Source organism: Prauserella muralis, assembly GCF_003202285.1.
GTDB classification, from domain to species: Bacteria; Actinomycetota; Actinomycetes; order Mycobacteriales; family Pseudonocardiaceae; genus Prauserella_B; species Prauserella_B muralis.
This window is the reverse complement of sequence record NZ_MASW01000007.1, coordinates 225,369-248,699: the sequence shown is the minus strand read 5'-3', so window position 1 is coordinate 248,699 and position 23,331 is coordinate 225,369. Positions and strand designations below refer to the sequence as shown.

Below are 23,331 nucleotides of genomic sequence, written 5' to 3'. Positions count from 1 at the left end.
TGCTGCTGCTCAGGTGAGGGCCACGTCTCGCCGCAGTGTTCCTGGGGTGTGCCGGGTGAGGGGACGCATTGGTTGGTGGTGGTGGTCGACCGGCCATGTCGTCACACTCCGTTCCTGGGCGCCGGCACGTGGTGCTTACGGCGTGTGGTGGGCGGCGTGGTGGGCGGCGAGGACGTCGCCGCCGAAGTCGGTCTCGGGGTCCCGCCACACGGCGTGAGCGTGATTGACACCGCGGTGGATGTTGGTCCACTCGATGAGCAATCGCGGGCCCTGCAGGCGGTAGTAGTGCGGTTGCCCCGCCGTGGTCGAACCGGCCCAGGCGAGGTGTACGGCGTCCAGCGCTGCCGGGTCGTCATAGCGGGGTAGCGGGGAGACGCCGTCGGGGACGCGGTCGAGGTACGTGCCCAGCAGAGCACGGAGCAGCTCCCGCTGCGCGGTGTCGAGTTCGGAGCCCGGCAACCCCTTGGGCGCCGGGGTGAGGGCCAGCGCCCGTTGGTCCTGATCGTCGAGGCCGGTGGCGGGGTGCTCGGCACGGTCCGGAATGTGCGGGCCGGGGCGCCAGAGCTCGCTGCGCTTCACCACGCGGTCGTCGATCCGGGCGCTGTTGCCGGCCACGATGTCGTTCGGGGCGCGGGGCAGCAGCACCGCGCGGGTGGCGAGCTCGGGCCGCAGGGATCGGACCAGCTCGCGAGCCAGGTCCTCGGCCGTGCCCAGTGGGCGCAGCGTCGCGCCACCCAGCAGCGGCGACGCAGCCGGGTCGGCACCCAGGAAGCACGGCGTGGTGGCGGCGACCGTCCCATCCACCACGAGGTTGTTGATCGAGACGTGGTGACCGCCGAACCGCCATCCCCACGGTCGCCGTCCGCCTGGCTCGCCGAAGACCCGCAGGTAGTACATGCCCGGGTCGCGGGTCCGTTCCCGCCCCCAGTTCACGGAGAACCCCTCGACGCGGTCGAGCACGTTCTCGAGGCCGAGCACGGTGGCGACGGTGGTGTACCCGGCTTCGGACAGTCCACTCGCGATCAGTTGCATCGCCAAGCGGTGCTGGGCGGGATGTTGCTGGTGGAAGGTCAGGCCACCGTGATCGGTGGGCGTGTAGAACCAGCGGGTGCGTTCGGCCTCGGCGTCACCGTCGGCCGCGGGCGGCGGGCCGACCGCCACCGTGCGCTGGTCTGCGTCCAGGGAGTCCAGCCACGCCAGAGCCGCCTCGGCCATCCGGTGCGCGACGTCCCGGCCGGCCTCACTCATGGCGTCGGAGCGCCACCGAATCTGGGCGGGCCGTGTCCGCACACCGTTGCCACGCAGACCGGACGCCGGGGTGCGTCGCGCCGCTCACGCTGCCCTCACCCCGAGCAACTCCCGCACCCAGAGGGCGATCGTATCGGCGAATTCCATCCCGATCGCGTGCCGCCCGCCCTCGATCGACCGCAGTTGGGCATTCGGAATCCGTTGCTCCATCAGCACGGCACCGGCGTAGGGCGCCAGCTGGTCTTCGGTGCCGTGCACGATCAGGGTGGGTGCGGTGATCTCCCCGAGGCGGTCCCGGACCTCGTGCTGCCGGGCGGCAGCATGGCGGCGGGCGCGCTGCTCGTGATCGCGGGTGACGAGTGTCTCGGCGGCCCGGCTCCGCAGCTCGGCTCGGCCTCCGGGCGTGACGAAGAAGTCGTCGACCGCACGCCGCATGTCGTCGTAGGGCATGTTCAGCAGCTTGTCGATGGGCTCACCGGTCAACGCGAAGCTCGGCGTGGTGGCGATCAGGGTGAGAGACGCGACCCGCTCGGGATGCCGCAGCGCGGCGTGCTGCGCGACGGCGCCACCGAAGGACGTGCCCAGCAGATGCGCACTCTGGATCCCCAGTGCATCGAGCAAGGAGGCGACATCATCGCCGAGGTCGCCCATCGTGTACGGATCCGGTGGGTTCACGGTGATGCCCGAATCTCGCTGGTCGTAGGAGATCGCCCGTATTCCTGCGCCGAGGTGAGTACGGAGTGTCGCGTAGGCGGTGCGGTCGCTCTCGCCGCCGTGAATGAGCACGAGCGGCACGCCACTACCGCCGTCGATGTACCCGACTTCCAGTTCACCAGCCCGAATGGTGGTACTCGCCGAGCCGGTGGGCTCGCGCTCTGCCTGTTGCCCTGCCCCTTCGGACCTCCCTGCGGTCGGATACATAGAAGATCATCCTAATTGAGATTCGACTATCATATAGCTGCGGCCTCTGGTGCGAAAGGGTTCGCCTCGACGACCGGAATACTCGAGCGTTGCCGTGCCGGGGTGCCGGTCGAGCAGGGATGCGGCGGCCCGCTCGTCGAAGCCGGACCGGTGCCACGGCGGCACGTTCATCGGCTGCCCGGGCACGAGCCCGGGCAGAGCCGGATGCCGGGTTGGTCCGATCCGGGCTCTGGTGCCCGCCGGTGCCCCTTGCCGGGTCAGCCCACTCGCGCCCACCCGCGCAGGGCGCCACAGTACGCCTCGGTCAGCCGGGTGATGACCTCCCTGCGCGACAGAGGAGTCTCTTGCAGCAGGTCCTCGACCTCCCGCGGATCGAAGATCATGTTGTTGAGGAACAGCGCGTACTCGATCAGATCCTCCGGGAGCCCGATGTCGTCGAGCAGTCCCCGCACGGGCCTGCTCCAGGCGTCCCGCATGGCGGCGATGATCTTGTTCCCGTTGTGGAGACGCTCCAGGTAACCCCGTCGGGACCGAAGCTGCACCAACGCCGGTCCGTGCTCGGAGAGCAGGTCCATCCACTTGTCCACGACGGCGTCGAAGAGCGGCCGCCCCTCCGCGGTCGACGTCGCGCTGAAATCGCGGAGCTCCTCGACGACGCTGAGCACATAGGCCGCGAGCACCTCCTCCATCGAGGAGTAGTAGCGGTAGGCGGTGGCGGGACCGATCTCCGCGCGCGACGCGACTGCCTGCATGGTGAGCTCGTCGGGTGCCTCCCGGGCGAGCTCGCCGACGGCCTCGAGGAGGCGCCGGCGGTTGCGGCGGGTGTCACTGCGCAACTTGCGCCCCCCACGTGGAGCGGCCTGCTGATCGGACACGGACCTCCTCCGCCGGATGGAAGTGCAGGTAAGGGTATCGCGTCCGATCGCGGTACGTGCCACCGCTCAGCTGTGCCGGTAGGCGGACGCAACCGGCTCATCAGGAGCTCGCGGCGCCCAGATGGCCGACGATACGGGCTAGCCCGGTCCGCAGGTCGTCCTCGGAGGCCGCGAACGAGATCCGGATGTGCCCCTCGCCCGAGGGCCCGTACTCAGCGCCGGCCCGAACCATCACCTTCCGCTCGGCGAGCTCGCGGGCGACGTCCTCGGAGGCAAGGGCGGCGTCGTAGCGGAGGAATCCGTAGAACGCGCCCTCCGGCGGAATCAGGCGCAGGCCGGGGATGTCCGACAGGTACGCAACCACCAGCTCGCGCCGCTGCCGGTACTTCTCGGCCATGGCGTCCACGATGCCGTCCGGCAGATCGAGGGCGGCCAGGGCCGCGTGCTGGACCGCCGTGTTCACCGAGCCGTTGAGACTCCGGTGCACGTGGGCCGCCGCGTCCACCACCTCGCGCGGCCCGGTCAGATACCCCACCCGCCAGCCGGTCATCGCGTACGTCTTGGAGAACGTCTGGACGTACACCGTCCGGTCCCGCAACGATTCGATCGCCAGCGCCGACGTCCACTCGTTCCCCGGGTAGACCAGTCGGTGGTATGCCTCGTCACTGACGACCAGCACATCGGACCCCGCGAGATGGTGTCCGAGGGCCTCGAGTTCCCGCTCGCGGTGGACGATGCCGGTCGGGTTCGCCGGATTCGAGAACATCATCAGGCGGGCGCCGGGGAGCGCGGCGGCCAACGCGTCGAGGTCCCAGTGCAGGTCCGGGCCGAGCGGGACGAAGTCCACGGTGCCTCCGGCGAGGACGACCAGGTCGGCGTACAGCGAGTAGGCCGGCTCCGGGATGACCACGCGGTCGCCGGGACCGACCGTCGCCAGCACGACCGCCGCCAGCGCCGCGGTGGCGCCGTGGGTGACCACGATGTCGTCCGCGCTCCACGTCCGGCCCGGGCGCGCCGGCAACCGGGAGGCGAGCGCGGCACGCAGTTCCGGCAGGCCCTTCTGGTCGGCGTAGTGCGTTTCGCCTGCGCGCAGGGCGGCCACGGCGGCCTCGATGATGGGCGGCGGTGTCGGGAAGTCCGGCTCGCCCATGGCGAGTGACACGGCACCCGGCGGGGCCGGGGTGAGTGCCGGACGCCGCGAACGGCGGCACAGTTCCGCGACACGAAGGGCGGGCAGGGCGGCGCTCATCGGGCCGGCACCGCGCTGTCGGGGCGTGCGGCGAGGATGCGCCGTCGCAGCGCCTCCTCGTTCTCGCCGATCCCCTCGACTGCCTCGACGACCTCCTGCACCCGGTGCCGCGGGACGACGACGACGCCGTCGGAGTCGCCGACAAGCACGTCACCCGCCGCGATCACCACGCCGCCGACCGCCACCGGTGCGCCGATGGTGCCGGGCCCGTGCTTGAAGGGGCCAGCGGGGGTGGCCGCGCGCGCGTAGACGGCCAGGCCCATCTCGGACAGCACCTGGACGTCGCGGACCGCGCCGTCGACCACCGCGCCGACGACACCGGCGTTCACCATGATCTCGCCGATAAGGTCGCCGATCAGGGCGCGAGTGAGGTCGCCGTGCCCGTTGACGACCAGGACGTCGCCCGGGCGGGCTTCGTCGAGCGCTCGGTGGATGGCCAGGTTGTCACCCGACCGCACGTGGACCGTCAGGGCGTTGCCCAGAAGCGGAGTGCGCCCGGTGAGCAGCCGGATCCCGCCGTCCAGCACGGTCATCCGCTGCAGTGCGTCACCGACGTTCGCGGCCGGTACCTCTCCCAGATGGCGGATCACCGCCGCTGCGCTGCGAGGCCAGTTCGGCGAGACGGACACGCTGTCGGTAGCCGCAGCGATGAACATAGCGAGCTCCACTCTTAATTGAGATATTACTCTTAGATTTTCTGAGAATAGCCCCTCAGCCGCCGGGCTACAACGGCTCGGACAGCCGGATGCCGGTCCCCGTACTCGACCAGCGTGCTGTCGGGAGGAGCCGCCCGGCGGCGACGGTGTCGCCGTCCGACCCGAACGGCGCCGCGCCGGGCTCGGGCGCGTGGTAGAGGGCGCCGATGGCGAGGCCCGGCGCTGGTCTCGGTCGGCAGGGCGGCGGCTCGGCTGTCGGCACGGTCAATCCGGCGACGGACTCGTGCTCGCCGAACGCGTGGAGCCCGCAGCGGGACGTCGCGGCGCGTTCGGCGTGCGCCATGGGGATCGTTTCCCGCTCCGGCCGCCGCCGGGCGCAGTCCTCGTCGCGTGGTCCGCGGCGGAAACGGACCGATGGCCGGCCGTGCGCGCCGAGGCCGGGGACGAGGTCCGCGCCTGGTATCGCACTGCTCTGGCGATGGTGAGAGACGGCGGGTTCGCCGTGGAGCAGGACAGGCCGACCCGCCCTGGTCCATCGGCGGCCGGGCTACGGGCTGAACGAGATCGGCCGGAGGAACGGCAACCTGTCCCGCCCTTGTCCACCTCGCTTTGTGCAAGTCACAGGGCGTCCATGACGATTCGTCCAGCGAATGGAGGAGGGGACACATTCGCGGGACGGGCATCCGGGAACTGGCTGCACATTGACAGCCGGTTCCTGGGTGAACCGCACCCAGGAACACCGGGTCCTGCCAGCCGTCGGCGAGCGAGGTCAGCGTGGGAGTGTGCGGCGAAACCTCGCCAGTGCTTCTCTGACTATCGAGACGAGGAACCCTCATGCGTTACACGCTTCTCGGCCGTTCCGGTATCCGCGTTGCCGAATTCGCCCTCGGCTCCATGACCTTCGGGGACGAATGGGGTTGGGGCGCTCCGCCGGAGACCAGCACGAGGATGCTGCAGGTCTACGCGGACGCGGGCGGGAACTTCATCGACACCGCGAACGCCTACACGGGGGGTGCGTCGGAGTCGATCATCGGTCGTGCCCTGCGGGGGCGTCGCGACCGCTTCGTGCTCGCGACGAAGTACACGCTGCAGACCTCACCTGGCGACCTGAACACGGCGGGCAACCATCGTAAGAACCTGGTCACCTCGCTCGAGGCGAGCCTGCGCCGCCTGGACACCGACTACATCGATGTGCTCTGGGTGCACGCCCGCGACACCCTGACCCCGTTGCCGGAGTTGATGCGCGCGCTGGACGATCAGGTCCGCGCTGGCAAGGTACTGCACGTCGGCGTCTCGGACTGGTCCGCGTGGGAGATCGCGCAGGCGAACACCCTTGCGGAGCTGCGTGACTGGTCACCGTTCGTCGGTGTCCAGATGCGCTACAACCTGCTGGCCCGCTCGGTCGAGTCCGAACTGACGCCCATGGCCCGGGCCCACGACCTCGCGATCGTCGCGTGGGGTCCGCTCGCTGAAGGACGGCTGACCGGCAAGTACCTCGATGGCGCTGAAGGCCGCCTCACCCGTGGCGGCTGGGACTTCAGCGGCCAACGCCGCGACCACATCGTGCGCGAGGTCGTCGATGTCGCGAAGGCGGGTGGCTGGACGCCCGCCCAGGTTGCGTTCGCCTGGTTGCGCTCACGGCCCGGCACTGTCATCCCCCTCCTCGGCGCCACCAGCGAGCAACAGCTGACCACGAACCTCGGCGCCCTCGACGTCACCCTCGACGAGGAGGCCCTGCGCCGGCTCGACGAGATCAGCGCCCCCGAACCCGGATTCCCCCATGATGTCATGGCAGGAGAGGACATGATTGGCCTCGCCTACGGCGACCAGTGGCGGCAGGTCGTCGACCGCCGACGAGGCTCCCGCCGTCCTGTCAACGACAACGACCGGCTGGCCGGTAGCGCACCGGCGTAGTCGGCTGTTGCGCGCGGATACCACGGACCTGGTTGGGTGTGGAACACGACGTCGCCGCACCCAGCGGTGACGTGCGTGCTGCCCGACACGGACTTCCCGGCGCACGCGCGACCGCTGCCGGACCGCTGCCGGACCTCTGCCGGAGGGCCAGGTCGCCGGGTCCAGCCCAGGTTCGTCCAGCCCTCCGGCGGAGGCGGTCGAGCTCGATCCCCTGCCCCAGGCTTAACAGCTGTCCGTGTCGGCCGGCTCGAGTGCCGCTATGTCCGTGCCGCCCCTGGCCAGGTGAAGGATCAGGCTGGCCACCTTGTCGAGATAGGAGGGCGTCACCGGCCGGCTGAGGGCGATCATCCGCCAGAAAATCAGGCTCCCGAACACGTCGAGGATGAGATCCTGGTCGGCATTCCCGGCGAGTTCTCCGCGGGCAGCGGCCCGATCGAGAACGGCCTGGGCACGCAACCGCCGAGGGTTGCCGATATGGTCCATGAGCGCCTCGGCGAGCATGGGGTTGCGTTGCGCCTCGGCGAGCAGGTCCGGGTAGATGCGGCGGACCTGTGGTGCGCTCAGCCAGTTGAGGATGTCGTCGAGCAGCGCGCGCACGTCTTGCTCAAGCGAACCGGTGTCAGCGGCAGGCTCCTCGGTGACGCTGAGGGTGCTGAGCACGTCAGCCGTCATCTCAACCTTGGACGGCCATCGGCGGTACAGGGCACTTTTGCCGACTCCGGCGCGACGCGCGACCCCATCCATGGACATCCCGAGAAAGCCCCTTTCGGCCAGCTCGGCGAGTACGGCTTCGACGATCGCGTCGGTGACTTTGGGACGGAGTGCCGCCGAGCCCTTCCCGTTGCTGCCGTGGGTTTGCCGCGCCATGCCGAGCAGTGTAGGGGAGGTTCGCGCCGGGGAACCCTGCTTGCGTCGGCCCGGTTCTGGGGTGGCCGTACTGCTCTGGGTCATGGGTGCCTCTCAAGCAGCCGACCCACCCGCCGGGTCGGCTCCGTCGTCCCGGCCAGCGCGACGCGACGCACCCGGTCCCCGCGTGAACAGATGCCGCGACGGTGGACCCGTCGGGGATACGCCCGGCGTGCCGCGTCGGTGGTGTCGGGTCTGGCCATGCGGTACCTCTCAGTGAGCGATTCGCAACGGTACTGTCCCGTACTGCCGGAGTCTAACAGCTTGCCGAGGCCGGGCTGACGAAACGGCGCGAAACGTCGGAAACTCCTGCACTTCGTGCCTCCGCGAAGGTGTGCGAATTACTCCTAGACTCCGTGGGCGCGGAGGTCTACTCTGCAAGCCAGCAGAACGGAACGGTGTCGTTCCGTTTGCGAACTCGAGGCGGGGGCACCAACTCGAAAGAGGTCAACATGGTTCAGATCATCCGGCCGCGAGCTCGCCTCAGGCGGGCAGCCGCCACTGCTCTTGCGATGACGCTGCTGCTGACAGGGGCGGCGTGCGGAGGCTCGGCCACGAGCCCCGCCGCCGGAGGTCTCAAGGTCCTGGTGCCGGTTCAAGGAGCGCTGCTGGATCCGACCCAGGCATCCATTCAGTCCCTCGGCATCCTCCTGCTTGGCCTCGAACCTCTGCAGCGGCTGCGGCCCGACGGCAGCCTGAGACCCAACCTCGCAACGGAGGTCGAGCAGCCCGACCCGCGCACTTTCGTCTACACAATCCGCAGTGGTGTCCGGTTCTGGGATGGGACGCCACTCACGGCCGACGATGTCGTTCACTCCTTCAACCTGCACGCGGCAAAAGGGTCCAAGAGCATCAACGCATCGCTGTGGGCGTCCGTGTCGAACGTCGCGAAGACGGGGGAGGACGAAGTCACGGTGGAACTGGCCGAGCCCGACCCCCAGTTCCCGTATGTCGTCGCCCAGACCGGGATCGTCTCCAAGGCCTTCTATGAGAAGCACAAGGGCAACGTCGGGACTCCGGCGGTGATGAACATGGGGACCGGTCCCTACGAGTTCGCGTCCTTCAAGCCGTCGAGCGAAACCGTACTGCGAGCCAACCCCGAGTACTGGGGAGACAAGCCCGCGCATGACGAAGTCACCGCACGAACCGTCGGCGACGACTCCACCCGGCTCCTCGCGGTCCAGTCCGGCGAGTTCGACGGCATCTTCAATGTTCCCCTCAACCAACTACGCTCCTACGCCGGCCTTGAGGGTTTTGAGCAGGCCGAAGCGCCGGACTATGCCGTCTACAAGTTCAACTTCGACACCAGCAAAGCGCCGTGGGACGACATTCATCTGCGCCGTGCGGTCACGCTGGCGATCAACCGGGCAGATCTGATCAAGGGGCCGCTGGGCGGCAAAGCCACGCCGGCACCCACCCTCGTGCCCGCGGACGTGATGACCACGCTCGCAGCCACCGACGAGGTGAGCCGCCTCTACCAGCGGTTGGAATCCGACCTTCAGTTCGACATGAAGGTCGCCAAGCAGGAAATGGCCCGGTCGTCGGTGCCCGACGGTGTCTCGGTCACGGTGCCGGTTACCGGGAGCGACCCGAATCTTTCAGCGATAGCGCAGACGGCGGCCCAGTCGCTTGCCGAAATCGGCGTGGAACTGAAGATCCAGGAGGTTGACGACAACACCTACTACGATGCCGTCTACTTCAAACACACCACCGACGGATTCACTCTGGACAACTTCGGTGCGACTTCCCCTGACCCGGCCAACCTGCCCCTCTATTGCCTGCTTTCCGCCAATGGCCTGCCCGACGGGTCGGGTGTCAACATCGCCGAGTACTCCGACCCGCAGGTCGACAACGCGCTTCAGCGCAGCCAGCGGCTGGGCACCGAGGATCCGAAGCGAGGCGCGCTGCTGCTCGACGCGCTGGAATCCGCTGCGAAGGACATACCGTACGTGCCTATCGCGCACCCCAACGTCTACGCGGTCGGTAACTCCAAACTCGACCTGTCGCACTTCAGCACGTTCTGGTGGCTGACCGACTGGACGAGGCTGGGTTCGTCGTGACCACGACCACCGTCGTGCCCAGGCGCCACCCGAAGGGGGCCGGTCTGGCGCCGTTGGCCGGCTACCTTGCCCGCAGGCTGCTGTCTGCCGCCGTCGTCGTGGCGATCGTCTCGATGCTGGTCTTCGCGTTCGTGCACGCCGCGCCCGGCGGGCCCGAACGGTCTATCGGTGGACGGTTCGCGACCGCTGAACAACTGGTCGCCATCCGGGAGCAGTACCGCCTCAACGATCCGCTGTGGACGCAGTACGGGCAGTTCGTTTCGTCGGCTCTGGGACTTGACTTCGGAACGTCCTATTCCATGCGGGAACCAGTGACGGACTCGATCAGCCGGGCCGCGTCCACGACCGTCCCGCTGGTCCTGTTCGGGTGGCTGGCAGCCCTGTTGATCGGGACGGCGCTCGGGGTGGTGAGCGCCCGCCACGCCGGTGGAGCCTTCGACCGTGGCGTTCTGGGCTTCACCGTCGTCGGAGCCAGCGCCCCGATCTTCGCAACGGCGATCCTGCTGAGCTATGTGTTCGGCGTCGCGCTGGGATGGCTGCCGACGCTCGGGGAAGGCGACGGCGGAATGGACCGGATCAGACACCTGGTACTCCCCGGCGTGACCCTCGCCATCGCGGCGATGGCGGCCATCACGAAGGTCACGAAGGTGCGGGTCGGGCAGGTCCTCGAAGCGGACCACATCACGTTCGCGACCGCACGCGGGCTCCCACCGCGTGGAGTGCTCGTCAGCGAGGTGCTGCGAAACTCCGGTGTCCAGCTCGTCACACAGGCCGGCGCCGTCCTGGTCGCGATGCTCTCGGCAGTGATCCTGGTCGAGGAGGTGTTCGATCTTGATGGCCTCGGCTCCCTGCTGATCCAGGCGATCACCGCCCGCGACATCCCGCTGATCCAGGCGATCACATTGTTCACGTGCATCTTCATCGTCGCGGTGAATCTCGTGGTCGACCTGGTGTGTATGGCCATCGACCCACGCCTGCGCATCGGCCGGGGAGGAGTCACCCGATGAGTACCTCGCTGACGCTGACCGGATGGCGGACACGGAGACCTCGGCGGCGCCCTGGCATCCCCGTAGGGGTCCTCATCGCGGCCGTCCTGCTTCTTGTCCCCATCGTATGCGTGCTCTTTCCGTCGCTGGGCCCGGGCAACGCCACCCGGATCGTCGCCTCGGACGCACTGCTGACTCCTTCTGCCGAACACTGGCTCGGCACCGACTCGCTGGGTCGCGACGTTTTCGCCCGGATGGTGCACGGGGCCAGCAGCGCCTTGCTCGGCCCGCTGCTGCTCGCCTCGGTCACTGTCGCCATCAGCACGGTTCTGGCGTTGATCGCCGGGTACTACCGGGGTTGGGCCGATGGGGTCATCAGCCGCTTCGTCGACGTCCTGTACTCGGTACCGCCGCTGGTCGTCGCCGTTGTCCTGGTGGGTGTCCTCGGCGGTGGGTTCTGGCTTGGCGTGGCCGTGTTGACGGTTTTCAATCTTCCGCACAACGTGCGGGTCCTGCGGGCGGCCGTGGAGGAGCAGGCGCAGCTTCCCTATATCGAGGCCGCCAAGACGCTCGGCACGAAGTCGATACGAATCTTGTGGCGACACCTGGTCCCAGTGATCAGCCCGCTGATCGTCGCATCGTTCTTCCTGCGGTTCACCTACGGGATCGTCGATCTGTCCGCCCTGTCGTTCCTCGGTCTCGGCGTGCCTCCGGGATCCACGGACTGGGGCCGGATGCTCGCCGAGAATCGCGTGACCATGCTGCAGAACTTCTGGGCGACCGCGGCACCCGGCCTCGCACTGATCGTGATGGCAGTCTCCGCGAACATCGTCGGCGACTGGCTTTACAACCGCTACGAGGCTGCCGGGAGAGCACGATGACATCACTCGACACGACCGAATCCGCGGTCTTGGACGTTGCCGCCCTCAGCATCCGGGGGCGACGGGCGGGCGCCGAGGTCGGGATCGTCGACAACGTCGCACTGCGGGTGGCATCAGGTGAGGCGATCGCCGTCGTGGGGGAGTCGGGGAGTGGCAAGTCGCTGACGGTCCGGGCGCTACTCGACTTGTTGCCGCCTGGTGTCACAGCCGCAGGCTCGATCCGGTTCGACCACCGATCGCTGGGCAAGCTGACGGCCCGGGAGCGACACCGCTTGCGCGGCTGTCAGCTGGCTTTCGTCATGCAGGACCCGTTCACGATGCTCAACCCGCTCCAGCGATGCGGGGAACAGATCATGGCGGCCCTGCGTGCTCGAGACCGCAGACTGACCAGAAAGCTCTGCCGTGCCCAGGCAGTCGCACGACTGGAAGAGGTCGGGATCTCCGATCCCGCTGTGGCCGACCGGTACCCGTTCGAGCTTTCCGGCGGGATGCGGCAGCGCGTGGCGATCGCGGCCGCGATCGCGGAGCGGCCGCGAGTTCTGGTCGCGGACGAGCCGACGACCGCACTCGACGTGACCACACAGCGGGAGATCCTTTCCCTTCTCGACCGGCTGCGCCGCGACCACGGGCTCAGTCTGGTACTCATCACCCACGACCTGGACGTCGCGTTCAGTGTGTGCGACCGCGTCTATGTCATGTACGCGGGGACCGTCGTCGAGTCGGGACCGACCGCGGCCGTCGCCGACCGTCCGCGGCACCCGTACACGTTCAGCTTGATCCAAGCCAAGCCGCCGCTGGACGTCCGGGTCGATCGGCTCCTGAACCTGCCCGGAGGGGTTCCGTCTCCCGGCAACTGGCCGGAGGGCTGTCGCTTCGCGCCACGCTGTCGCTGGGCTACTGACGAGTGCACGCACGAACATCCGGCGCTGAACGACGTCGCGCCGGCCCACCAGGTGCGCTGTGTGCGAGCAGGCGAGATCGAACATGAGTTGGTTCCGAGGGCCGCGCCGACGGTTATCGGATCGGACCGCCTGGCCCGCGCCGACGAGACCGAGGCGCTGGTGCACGTACGCGCTGCGCGGAAGACGTTCGGAACCGGCCGCCGGGCAAAGGTGGCTGTCGAGAGCGCGGACATCGACGTCTTCGCGGGCGAGAGCGTCGGTCTCGTCGGCGAGTCGGGGTCGGGCAAGACCACGCTGGCCCGCATGATCGTCGGCCTCACCCGGCCCACCTCCGGAGAGGTGCGCGTCGGCGGCGTCGACCTCGGCCAGGGCAAGCTCAGCCGGGCGGACTGGTCCATGGTGCGCTCAACGGCGCAGATGGCATTTCAGGATCCGTACTCGACGCTCAATCTCAGGCTCAGCGTCGGCGACACGCTCAACGAGGCGATACGGCTGGCCCCGAAGGACACGGTTCGTCGTGATCCGGCGGAGTTGCTGGACCTCGTCGGCCTGCCGACCTCGTACCAGCAGCGCCGGCCGACCCAGCTCTCCGGTGGCGAACGGCAACGCGTCGCCATCGCCAGAGCGCTTGCCCGCAATCCCCGGCTGATCGTCTGCGACGAGATCGTCTCGGCCCTCGACGTGTCGGTCCAAGCGCACGTGTTGAACCTCCTCGCCGATCTCCGGCGAGACCTTGGTCTGTCGTACCTCTTCATCACCCACGACCTCGCGGTGGTGCGGCAGGTGACCGAACGGGTCTATGTCCTGATGGACGGCCGGATCGTCGAGCAGGGGAGTACGCCGGCGGTGCTCGACGACCCGAGGGACAGCTACACCAAGCAACTCATCCGATCCGTCCCGGCGCACCACCGCCGCGACGGTCTTGTCGACAGAAGCAGGAGAACCCCGTGACCATCGCGACCGCGACGGGCCTTGACCACTTCGAGTTCTGGCCGGAGAACAGCTTCTGGTCGTTTCAGTTCCTCCGCATGATGGGCAAGATCCCGGCAGGTGGCGGCGACTTCTCGGAGATGATCCTGGCACTGCGGGGAGTCGCGCCGGGAGACGGAGAGGCGTGGTATGGCGCGTTTGCCGGCCTTGCGCACAGGCTTGATCAGGAGGCGCAGCGCAGCCTGGAACGAGGCAACCCACTCTCGGCCAGGGACAAGCTGTATCGCGCGACGAACTATCATCAGGCTGCTGGGTTCTTCCTCGCCGACGCCGATCCGCGGCACTCGGCCTGCATCGAGGCGCGACGAGCGTCGTTTCGCAGCGCGGCTCCGCTGACCGAGCCGGCCTACACGGCCGTGGAGATTCCCTACGAGGACGGCGCCAGGCTGCCCGGTTACCTGTTCCCGGCCGCCAGCGTGAGGGACAGCGGTGCTCGGCAGCCGGCGGCGGTGATCTTCGGCGGTACGGACGCGGTCGCCGAGGAAATGTACTTCTTCCTCGGTAAAGCCTTGGCCGAGCGCGGCGTCCACACGCTGGCGATCGACGGTCCGGGCCAGGGTGAGGCACTCAGGCGCGGGATCGCAGGCCGCTACGACTGGGAGGTCCCGGCCGCCGCGGCCTACGACTTCCTCGCGCGTCTAGAGTCGGTGGACCCTCGCAGGATCGCGGTTGTCGGGCAGAGTCTGGGCGGCTACCTGTCCGCACGCGCGGCGGCGTTCGAACCGCGCTTCGCGGCCTGCGTGATCTGGGGCGCCATCTACGACCTGCCGCACGTACTCGGTGTCGAGCTCGCGGGCACCCCGGCAGGCGAGCATTTCACGACGTTGTGGCGAAAGATCCTCCGAATGGAGCCGGAGGCCGACCTGATGGCAGCACTGGCGCCCTACAACCTGCACGGTGTCGCCGAGAAGATCGCGTGCCCGACGTTGCTCATGCACGGCGAGTCGGACCGCATCACCCCGTTCGCCGAGGCGGAGAAGACGTTCGCGGACCTGACGGTGGAGGACCGCACGTTTCTGCGGTATCCGGCCTGGACCAGTGGATGCACGCATTGTCAGGTGGACGCGGCGCTGATCGCCGCGGACGACATCTGCGACTGGCTCTGCGACCGGCTCGCCGTGGCGGGGTGACCGGCCGGGGCACGAAGGACGTCGAAGACTATCGACGTCGACGACTCATCACGACAGAAGGGTCCGCAATGCAGAATCGCTATAGGTCGTCCGCTCTTACCGCTGCGGTGACGGGAGGCGATGTTCTTCCCAGCCAAAGCCCCTATATCCCGCGTGGTGCGGAGGGCATCAGCAGGGAGGCGTTGGTCGCGGCGCGGATGGGCGCGAGTTCGGTGCACCTGCACGCCCGTGACGCCGAAGGGCGACCTTCCGCATCGGCTGAGCTGTTCGTCGAGATCGTCGAGCGAATCCGTGCCGAATCCGACGTGGTCGTCAACGTGACCACCGGTGGGGCTCCGGGTATGAGCTTTGCCGAGCGTTTGGCCGGCATGCAGGCCACCAGGCCCGACATCGCGACTTTCAACCTGGGCACCATGAACTACGAAGGCTTCCCAACGCCGGCGCGCTGGCCCAAGGTCGAGTCCGAATGGGAACGGGAGCTCGTCGAGACATCGTCGGGAAACGGCACGTTCGTCAACACTCTGTCCATGCTCCGCGACGCTGCCGCAGCCGCGCGTGATGTCGGCGCGACGCCCGAGTTGGAGGCCTACGACCTTGGCCACCTGCACATGGCTCGGTTCCTCATCGACGAGGGAACCCTGGTCGCGCCAGTGCGCATCCAGCTTGTGCTCGGTGTCCTTGGTGGTGCGGGCAACGACCTGGAGGACCTGTTCGCCTTACGGGGCCGTGCCTTGCAGATCCTCGGCCCTGACCTTGCTGATCTCGGTGTCGCGGGCCTTGGCTACCCCATGCAGTTCCGCCATGCCGCCGTCGCGCTCGGACTCGGCATGGATTGCCGCGTCGGGCTTGAGGACAGTCTCCGTGTGCGGCGGGACCGGCAGGCAGAAGGCAACGGCGACCTCGTGCAGGTCGCGTTGAGCCTCGCCGACCTGCTCGGCAGGCCGATCGCGACGCCGACGGAGCTGCGTGCACGGCTCACCCGCTGGGACAGGTCCGCGGCATCCGCTCAGGCTGTCCCGGCACCCCTGGCCCGATGACCATGGGCAGCGGAACCGACGACCTCGCCGGCAAGGTCGCCATCGTCACGGGTTCGCAGGGCGCGCTGGGCGAGTCGATCTCCGCGGCGCTGAGCCGCCGTGGTGCCACCGTCGTCGGCGTGGACATCGCCGGCGACGCTGACATGGTCGCCGACATCTCCTCGGCGACGGACAACGAAAGGGTCGTCGAGGAGACCGTCAGCCGGTATGGCCGCCTGGACATCCTCGCGCTGAACGCGGGGGTGCAGCACCTGGCGCCCATCAACGAGTTCCCGCCCGGCAAGTGGACGCAGCTGACCGGCGTCATGCTGACCGGACCGTTCCTGATGATGGCCGCCGCATGGGAGCACCTGGCCGCGGCCGGTCAAGGGCGGATCGTCGCCACGGCGTCGACTTCCAGCTTCGTGGCCGAGAAGTACAAGGCGGCCTACGTTGCGGCCAAGCACGGACTTCTCGGGCTGGTGAAGGTCGCTGCCCTCGAGGGCGCCGAGAAGGGAATCACCGTCAACGCGGTGGCGCCGTCGTGGATGCGGACGGCGATGGTCGAGAAGCAGGTTGCCGAACGGAGTCGGCTGCTCGGCAAGTCCGCGGACGACGTGATCGCCGACCTTGTCGCTGAACAGGCCGTCAAGCGGTTTGTCGAGCCGGACGAGGTGGCCGAGACGATCGCGTTCCTGGCGTCCCCTCGGGCGGCGGCCATCACCGGCAGCTGCGTCCCCGTTGACCTGGGGGCGCTCGCGTAGAGCGAGCTCTCACCTCGACAAAAGGATTGATGGAAATGATGCGGATCGCCACGGACATGGGCGGCACGTTCACCGACTTGATCGTGGAACGGGGGGACAGTGGTGTGCGCCTGTACAAGAGCCCGACCACCCCGAACGAGCCACTGGTGGGCGTCTTCAATGCGATCCAGCTGGCCGCGGACGACTTCGGCCAGACGATGTCGGAACTCCTTGCCGGAACCGACACATTCGTGCACGGGACCACGCGCAGTCTCAACGCGGTCGTGACCGGGCAGACCGCGAGGACTGCTCTGCTCACGACCGAAGGCCATCCCGACATCCTGTTGTTCCGTGAGGGTGGGCGAGGTGCGCCTTTCGATTTCACCCGCTCGTATCCGCGGCCCTGGGTGCCTCGTGACCGTACCTTCGAGGTGCCGGGTCGTATCGCGGCGGACGGCAGCGAGGTCCGCCCGCTCGACGAGGAGGCGGTGAAGACCATCGTCGAACGGTTGCGGGAAGGGGAGATCGAGGCGGTGGCGGTCTGCCTGCTGTGGTCCGTGGTCAACCCGGCTCATGAGGCTCGTGTCGGTGAGTTGCTCGCCGAGCTCGCACCCGGGTTGCCCGTAACGTTGTCGCACGAGATCAACCCGATCGTCCGGGAATATCGGCGGGCCTGCTCGACTGTTCTGGATGCCTCGCTCAAGCCGCTGATGGGCGCCTACCTGCGTGCCCTGCAAGGCTCGCTGGAAAGCCGTGGCTTCCGTGGCCGTCTGCTCATCAACACATCCGCTGGAGGTGTCCAGGATGCGCTCGACGTGGCGGCGGCGCCCATTCACACCATCAACTCCGGTCCGGCGATGGCTCCGGTCGCCGGACGCTATTACGCCGGCAGGGATGCCGGCAACGCGGTGGCCATCGTGGCCGACACCGGCGGCACCACCTATGACGTGAGCGTCGTCCGCGACGGTCGCATTCCGGTGACCCAGGAAGCCTGGATCGGTGAGCGGCACGCGGGACAGCTGACCGGTTTCCCCGGAGTCGACATCCGCAGTGTCGGGGCAGGGGGCGGTAGCATCGCGTGGGTCGACGCCGGCGGAATGTTGCGGGTGGGCCCGCAGAGCGCCGGATCCGAGCCCGGGCCCGTCTGCTACAGCCGCGGTGGAACCGAGCCCACGGTGACCGATGCGTGCCTGGCACTGGGCTACCTCGACGGCGACTACTTCCTCGGTGGTCGGATGAAGCTCGACGTCGAGGGTGCACGTCGGGCAGTCACGCGGATCTCCGGCGCTCTCGGCCTGACAGTCGAAGAGGCGGCGGCGGCGATACTCGAGCTTGCCACGGAGCATATGGTCGGCGCCATCGAGGAGATCACCCTCAACCAGGGCATCTCCGCGCAGGACGCTGTGCTCGTCGGCGGCGGTGGCGCTGCCGGTTTCAATGCGGTGGCGATCGCGCGCCGTCTCGGCTGTGACACCGTCGTGGTTCCGGCGCTCGGCGCGGTGCTCAGCGCGGCAGGGGCGCTGATGTCGGACCTGTCCGCCGAGTGGGCTCGGACGCTGCGAACCTCCACCGACGATTTCACCTACGACGACGTCAACGCCGTCCTCGCCGAGCTCCAAGGGGAGTGTGCGGCCTTCGCGGACGGGCCTGGGGCGAACGCCATCTCGACGACGGTCGAGCTGGTCGCCGAGGCCCGCTATCCCAGCCAGGTGTGGGAACTCGAAGTTCCCCTGCGGGTCGCCACCTTCGCGGAGAGGGCCGATGTGGAGCAGCTCAGGTCGGACTTCCACCGCGTCCACCGCGAGATCTTCGCCATCGACGATTCACGCTCGCCGGTCGAAATCGTGGGCTGGCGAGCCCGGGTTCGATGCCGGATGCACGATCGGGGTCTCCTTCCCGACGCGTCCGGGAGCGCCGATCGTGCTCTGGCGCACCGGCCGGTGTACCTGCGTGCACTGGGCGCCGTGGACGTCCCGGTCGTGCCGTTGGCTCTGCTTTCCACCACCGACCCCGTCCCCGGGCCGCTCATCGTCGAGTCCCCGGTGACGACCATCGTCGTCAACCCGGGGGCGAGCGCGGTCCGTACCGCAACCGGCAGCGTGCTCGTTCGCCTCGACAAGAGCGTCCCCTCGCCGACTCGTGCCCGGAGGTAGTCGCCAGATGTCCATTCGGAACACCTCATCGGTCGACGGTGTGCGGCTGGCGCTGCTCACCAGTCGCTTGCAGAGCGTCGCGCGCGCCATGATGAACACCCTGGCTCGCACCGGCCGGTCCGGCATCCTGAACACCGCTCGCGACTTCTCGTGCTGCATCGTCACCGCGCGGGGCGAGCTGCTCGCGATGGCCGAAAGCCTGCCGATTCACGTCATGTCCGGCCCTGATCTCATGGCACAGGCGATGCTGGAGTTCCATCCCGAGGTGGCGAAAGGTGACGCGTTCCTGCACAACTCGCCGTACCACGGCAACTCTCACGCGGCGGATCACACGCTGCTCGTCCCCGTCGTCGATGGGGGAGAGCACCGCTACACGCTGATGGTGAAGGCGCATCAGGCGGACTGTGGCAATGCGGCCCCCACCACATACTCGGCCGACGCGACCGATGTCTACGCCGAGGGCGCGCTCATCTTTCCGTGTGTACAGATCCAACGCGACTACGAGGACGTTGCCGACATCGTCCGGATGTGCCGGATGCGTATCCGTGTGCCGGACCAATGGTGGGGCGACTACCTGGCGATGCTGGGAGCAGCGCGGATCGGTGAGCGGATGATGTTCGAACTCGGCGAGGAGATCGGGTGGGATGTCCTCGACGAGTACCGGCGAGAATGGTTCGACTACTCCGAGCGCTGTATGATCGAGGCGATCAGCCGGCTCCCGGCCGAGTCGGTGACGTACGAGACCTGTCATGATCCGTTCCCCGGTATCCCCGACGGTGTCACGATCAAGGTCGTGGTCGACGTGGACCCGATTGAGAAGCGAATCCGTGTCGACCTTCGCCATAACGACGACTGCCAGCCCAGCGGACTCAACCTGACCGAGTCGACTGCCAGAACCGCGGCGATGATCGGTGTGTTCAACTCGCTCGGGCCCGGCGTTCCCCCGAACGCGGGCAGCTTCAGACGTCTCGAGGTGTTACTGCGCGACAATTGCATCGTCGGCCGACCGACGCATCCTTACAGTTGTTCGGTCTCCACGACCAATCTGGCCGACCGGCTCACCAACGCCGTGCAGGGCGCGTTCGCCTCGATAGGCGACGGCTATGGGATGGCTGAAACGGGCGCCGCCATGCCGCCTGCGTGGGGCGTGATTTCCGGGCGCGACCCACGACATGGCCACCGGGCCTACATCAACCAGATCTTCCTGCCGTCGGTGACCGGCGGCGCCGGCGGCCCGGTCACCGACGGCTGGCTGACCATCGGACATGTGGGCAATGCGGGCATGATGTTGCGCGACAGCGTCGAGATCGACGAGATGCACCACCCGATCCGGATCGAAAGACAGCACATCCTGCCTGATACCGAAGGCGCCGGACGTCGGCGCGGAGCGCCTGCGGCGCTTGTCGAGTACGGGCCGACACACGCCGCGATGGACGTGATGTACGGCAGTGACGGCGCGGTACACGCCGCCAAGGGTGTGCGTGGTGGCGGCGCAGGCGCGACCAGCGCGCAGTTCTTGCGCCGGGCCGACGGGGAGCTGGTCGAGCTCCCACCGGTTGCGCGGGTGACCCTCCAGGTCGGCGAGACCATCGTCTCCCACAGCACAGGTGGTGGCGGCTACGGCCACCCGCGCGACCGCGAGCCCGACTTGGTGCTGCACGACGTCATGGACGGCCTGGTCACGTCCGGCCGTGCCCGGACGGTCTACGGGCTCGACACCGCCTTGCCCACGAAGAACCCGTGACCACACTCGGAATCCGGTGGCAGTTCGTGTGCCCGGTGTCAGCCGGGTCAACGTGGCTTCTCCGCTGGTCCAAGACAAAGGGAGAGAAGAATGAGAATCAGCCTCGAAGGCAAAGCAGCGCTCGTCACCGGCGCCAGCTCGGGGCTCGGCGCGGGCATCGCGGCCGGACTGGCCTCGGCTGGAGCGGAGGTGATGCTGGTGGGTCGCGACCGTGAGCGCCTGGAGAAGACCCGGGACGCGGTGGAGGCGGCAGGGGGAAGAGGCGTGGTCCGCATCGCCGATGTATGCGCCCCCGAGTCGGCAACGTCGATCGTCGACGCGGCGATCAGTGAGCTCGGCGCTCTCGACGTGCTGGTCAACGCCGCCGGTCTCTTCGAGGTCGGCTGCGACGACGAGACCCATGCACTTGATCGTCAATGGGCGGTCAACGTGCGTGCGCCGTTCGCCATGACCACGGCAGCGCTGCCACGGATGCGCCAGGGCGGAGCTGTCTGCTTCTTCAGCTCCATCGCCGGGCACGTGGCCTTCCCGGGCGCGAGCGCCTACGTCACCACCAAAACGGCCGTCGAGGGAGCCGTCCGGGCGCTGGCCCTCGACGCGGCCCCGCTGGGGCTCCGCGTCAACGCGGTGGCGCCCGGAAACATCCGCACACCCATGAACGCCCACCTGCTCACCGAGCCGTCCTACGAACAATCCATGCTCGACCAGACACCCCTCGGTCGTATCGGTGAGGTCGAGGACGTCGTCCCCGCGGTCGTGTTCCTGGTGTCCGACCACGCCCGGTACATCACCGGGTCCAGTCTGCTCGTCGACGGAGGCTGGACAGCCAGGTGAACGCTCCCCGGCCAGTGAACTGCGCGGCCGCGGCAGAGACGAAGCGCCCGCACGGACCACTGTTCCGCCGGCCGTCGACCGACCGGCACTCGCTGGACTGATCGATACATCGTCGGTCGCCGTCTGATCCGGCGAAAGCCAGGTATCGGTGCGTGCGCCATCGATCATCCGCAGGATCTCGCCTGCGTCCTTCAGTGCGATGTCCGGAGCTTATTGCTGTCATGAAGCCCTCGTTGTCCGGTCAGGTCCATCTCGAGTGGTGATCACGGGTCGCGATGGGCCATGACAGGTCTCCGTAACAGTTGATCCGCGAAGCTTGTACCGATCGGTCCAAGCGGTTACCGTGGGGCAACAACGGCGCGGGCCGCCGTCCGCGACCGGGTCGCTTCACCTGGGCGATCCGGCACGGTCGGGCGGAGCAGAAGGGAGCAGCGGTGGGCGGCGACATGGTCTGGGAGCGGGCCCGCGATGAGCTCGCGCAGGAACCGACGGCCGGCTTCAACTGTGCGTTCGAATGCTGCACGCGATGGCGCACCGAGCCAGGACGAGTCGCAGTCACGTTCTGTCATGCCGACGGTTCGTTCCGTCGCTGGACCTACGCGGAGCTCGACGCACTCGCCTCCCGCTGCGCCACCGTGTTCGCCAAGGCAGGTCTGCGCCAGGGTGACCGGGTGGCGGCGCTGCTGTCGCGCCAGGTCGAGTCGGTCATCGTGGCGCTGGCGGCCTGGGCGACCGGTCTGGTGTACGTGCCCCTCTACTGTGGATTCGGGTCGGCAGCGATCGCCGAGCGAGTCCGGGTCTCCGGGGCGAGGCTGGCGGTGGTCGACCGTCGTTGGCGCGAGCCGTTCGACCAGGCGCTGGCGGAGTTGCCGGTGGAGCCGCGAGTGCTGACTGTCGGAGGTCGCGGCCCGGACGAGTTCTGGTCGGGTATGGACCATGTCGCGGACGAGGTGCCGATCGCGGAGACAGCCGCGGGCGACCTCGCGACGCTCCTGTTCACGAGCGGCACGACGGGCGTCGCGAAGGCCTGCCAGATACCCCATCGAGGTCTGGTGTCGTTGATCCCGTTCGTCCGGCACTCGCTGGGACTGACGAACCGGTCGCTGCTGTTCACGACCGCCGACCCAGCCTGGTCGTATGGGCTCTACAGCACCGGCATGGTGCCCATGGCGCTCGGCGTACCAAGAGTGGTCTACCAGGGTGACTTCGATCCAACGCTTTGGATGCGGGTGATCCGCGAGCACGCCGTGAGCGCCATGGGAGCCGCGCCGTCGGCCTACCGGAGGCTCGCGCCGGTGCTGGCCTCGGGCCCGTCCGCGCCCTCTCTGATCACTGCCGGATCCGGCGGTGAGCCGTTGCTGGCCGAGACCGCGTCGGATTGGGCCGAGGCAGGTGGGCCGCCCATTCTGGATGCCTACGGGCTTTCCGAACTTGGGATCGTGCTCGGCGACACGAATACTCCACCCAGCGGCACCCGGGCCGGCACCTTGGCGGGTCCGATCCCCGGGTTCGACGTCGTCTTGGCCGACGAGCACGGGATAGAGGTCCCGCAAGGCGAGCGGGGCCGCATCGCGGTGCGCCGCCCTCGCTTCTCCCTGTCGGACGGTTACGAGAACGACCCCGCCGCATGGGCGAAGCGATGGCGGGGTGATCTGTATGTCACCGAGGACATCGCGGTGATCGAGGAGGGCGGGCGGTGGCGCTTCGTCGGCCGAGCCGATGACATCATCGTCACCTCCGGGTTCAATGTCAGTCCCGTCGAGGTGGAGACCGCGCTCGTGGCGTTGCCCCAGGTGGTCGATGCTGCTGTCGTCGCGGCCGACGACGCGCAGCAGAGACGGGTCGTGCGCGCGGTCGTCGTTCCCCGCGAGGGTGTCGCGGCTGACGACTCGCTGCGCCGTGAGATCGAGGATCACGTCCGCGCCCGCGTCGCACGGTATGCGGTGCCCCGGCAGATCGATTTCGTCGCCGAACTACCGCGGACGGAAACGGGCAAGCTCAAGCGCTCGGCGCTGACCGGCTTGCGGTCACGGCAGGACGGGGGAATCCCGTGACGCAGGGTACGACCGTTACAGGAGTTCGTGCACACGCACGCGGCGTACTGCGCTGATCTTGTCGACTCT

Annotated in this window: 19 protein-coding genes; 12 read left to right on the top strand and 7 right to left on the bottom strand. The window is 68.2% G+C overall.

Annotation, left to right across the window (positions count from 1 at the left end; all coding sequences use genetic code 11):
• Positions 1–135 precede the first annotated feature (135 nt).
• The 6 genes from BAY60_RS30695 to BAY60_RS30670 form a co-directional block, all read right to left on the bottom strand.
• Positions 136–1,248 carry a DUF3500 domain-containing protein gene (locus BAY60_RS30695; protein ID WP_112284907.1) on the bottom strand — a complete coding sequence of 371 codons (1,113 nt, stop codon included), beginning with the start codon at positions 1,246–1,248 and terminating at the stop codon, positions 136–138.
• Positions 1,249–1,332: 84 nt separating this feature from the next.
• The gene (locus BAY60_RS30690) at positions 1,333–2,169 is read right to left on the bottom strand and encodes an alpha/beta fold hydrolase (RefSeq protein WP_112284906.1); all 837 of its coding nucleotides are present in this window, start codon (positions 2,167–2,169) and stop codon (positions 1,333–1,335) included.
• Between the two features lie 257 nt (positions 2,170–2,426).
• Positions 2,427–3,044 (bottom strand): TetR/AcrR family transcriptional regulator, encoded by a 618-nt coding sequence (locus BAY60_RS30685; RefSeq protein WP_112284905.1) that lies wholly within the window; start codon positions 3,042–3,044, stop codon positions 2,427–2,429.
• 100 nt (positions 3,045–3,144) lie between these two features.
• Entirely contained in the window at positions 3,145–4,293 is a 1,149-nt protein-coding gene (locus tag BAY60_RS30680) for a pyridoxal phosphate-dependent aminotransferase (protein WP_112284904.1), read from the bottom strand.
• On the bottom strand, positions 4,290–4,949 hold the full coding sequence (locus tag BAY60_RS30675) for an RraA family protein (RefSeq protein ID WP_112284903.1): 660 nt from the start codon (positions 4,947–4,949) through the stop codon (positions 4,290–4,292). Before BAY60_RS30675 ends, BAY60_RS30680 begins: the two co-directional genes overlap by 4 nt.
• A 67-nt stretch (positions 4,950–5,016) precedes the next feature.
• Complete coding sequence (locus BAY60_RS30670) at positions 5,017–5,292, bottom strand: biotin/lipoyl attachment domain-containing protein (protein ID WP_112284902.1); 276 nt, start codon at positions 5,290–5,292, stop codon at positions 5,017–5,019.
• A gap of 491 nt (positions 5,293–5,783) precedes the next feature.
• Here BAY60_RS30670 and BAY60_RS30665 point away from each other — a divergent pair, with 491 nt between their 5' ends.
• Positions 5,784–6,863: an aldo/keto reductase gene (locus BAY60_RS30665; RefSeq protein WP_112284901.1), complete on the top strand. Its 1,080-nt coding sequence runs from the start codon at positions 5,784–5,786 to the stop codon at positions 6,861–6,863.
• Positions 6,864–7,085: 222 nt separating this feature from the next.
• Here the strand turns inward: BAY60_RS30665 and BAY60_RS30660 are convergent, their stop codons facing one another.
• Positions 7,086–7,730, bottom strand: coding sequence for a TetR/AcrR family transcriptional regulator (locus tag BAY60_RS30660; protein WP_112284900.1), 645 nt, complete (start codon positions 7,728–7,730; stop codon positions 7,086–7,088).
• Positions 7,731–8,221: 491 nt separating this feature from the next.
• Between BAY60_RS30660 and BAY60_RS30655 the strand changes: the two genes are divergently transcribed.
• The 11 genes from BAY60_RS30655 (at position 8,222) to BAY60_RS30605 (ending at position 23,262) form a co-directional block, all read left to right on the top strand.
• Positions 8,222–9,829, top strand: coding sequence for an ABC transporter substrate-binding protein (locus BAY60_RS30655; RefSeq protein WP_112284899.1), 1,608 nt, complete (start codon positions 8,222–8,224; stop codon positions 9,827–9,829).
• Positions 9,793–10,836 carry an ABC transporter permease gene (locus BAY60_RS30650; RefSeq protein ID WP_342769797.1) on the top strand — a complete coding sequence of 348 codons (1,044 nt, stop codon included), beginning with the start codon at positions 9,793–9,795 and terminating at the stop codon, positions 10,834–10,836. Before BAY60_RS30655 ends, BAY60_RS30650 begins: the two co-directional genes overlap by 37 nt.
• Positions 10,833–11,696, top strand: coding sequence for an ABC transporter permease (locus tag BAY60_RS30645; RefSeq protein WP_112284897.1), 864 nt, complete (start codon positions 10,833–10,835; stop codon positions 11,694–11,696). Before BAY60_RS30650 ends, BAY60_RS30645 begins: the two co-directional genes overlap by 4 nt.
• A complete protein-coding gene (locus BAY60_RS30640; RefSeq protein ID WP_112284896.1) occupies positions 11,693–13,549 on the top strand; it encodes a dipeptide ABC transporter ATP-binding protein in 1,857 nt (618 codons plus the stop codon). The genes BAY60_RS30645 and BAY60_RS30640 overlap by 4 nt, the downstream gene beginning before the upstream one ends.
• Positions 13,546–14,718 (top strand): alpha/beta hydrolase family protein, encoded by a 1,173-nt coding sequence (locus BAY60_RS30635; protein WP_112284895.1) that lies wholly within the window; start codon positions 13,546–13,548, stop codon positions 14,716–14,718. The genes BAY60_RS30640 and BAY60_RS30635 overlap by 4 nt, the downstream gene beginning before the upstream one ends.
• A 68-nt stretch (positions 14,719–14,786) precedes the next feature.
• A complete protein-coding gene (locus tag BAY60_RS30630) occupies positions 14,787–15,755 on the top strand; it encodes a beta-keto acid cleavage family enzyme (protein WP_112284894.1) in 969 nt (322 codons plus the stop codon).
• Positions 15,752–16,498 (top strand): SDR family oxidoreductase, encoded by a 747-nt coding sequence (locus BAY60_RS30625; RefSeq protein WP_112284893.1) that lies wholly within the window; start codon positions 15,752–15,754, stop codon positions 16,496–16,498. Before BAY60_RS30630 ends, BAY60_RS30625 begins: the two co-directional genes overlap by 4 nt.
• A 38-nt stretch (positions 16,499–16,536) precedes the next feature.
• Complete coding sequence (locus BAY60_RS30620) at positions 16,537–18,630, top strand: hydantoinase/oxoprolinase family protein (protein WP_112285568.1); 2,094 nt, start codon at positions 16,537–16,539, stop codon at positions 18,628–18,630.
• 7 nt (positions 18,631–18,637) lie between these two features.
• Positions 18,638–20,374 carry a hydantoinase B/oxoprolinase family protein gene (locus BAY60_RS30615; RefSeq protein WP_112284892.1) on the top strand — a complete coding sequence of 579 codons (1,737 nt, stop codon included), beginning with the start codon at positions 18,638–18,640 and terminating at the stop codon, positions 20,372–20,374.
• Between the two features lie 90 nt (positions 20,375–20,464).
• A complete protein-coding gene (locus BAY60_RS30610; RefSeq protein ID WP_112284891.1) occupies positions 20,465–21,208 on the top strand; it encodes an SDR family NAD(P)-dependent oxidoreductase in 744 nt (247 codons plus the stop codon).
• A 434-nt stretch (positions 21,209–21,642) separates the two neighbouring features.
• On the top strand, positions 21,643–23,262 hold the full coding sequence (locus tag BAY60_RS30605; protein WP_112284890.1) for an AMP-binding protein: 1,620 nt from the start codon (positions 21,643–21,645) through the stop codon (positions 23,260–23,262).
• The last annotated feature ends 69 nt before the right edge of the window (positions 23,263–23,331 follow it).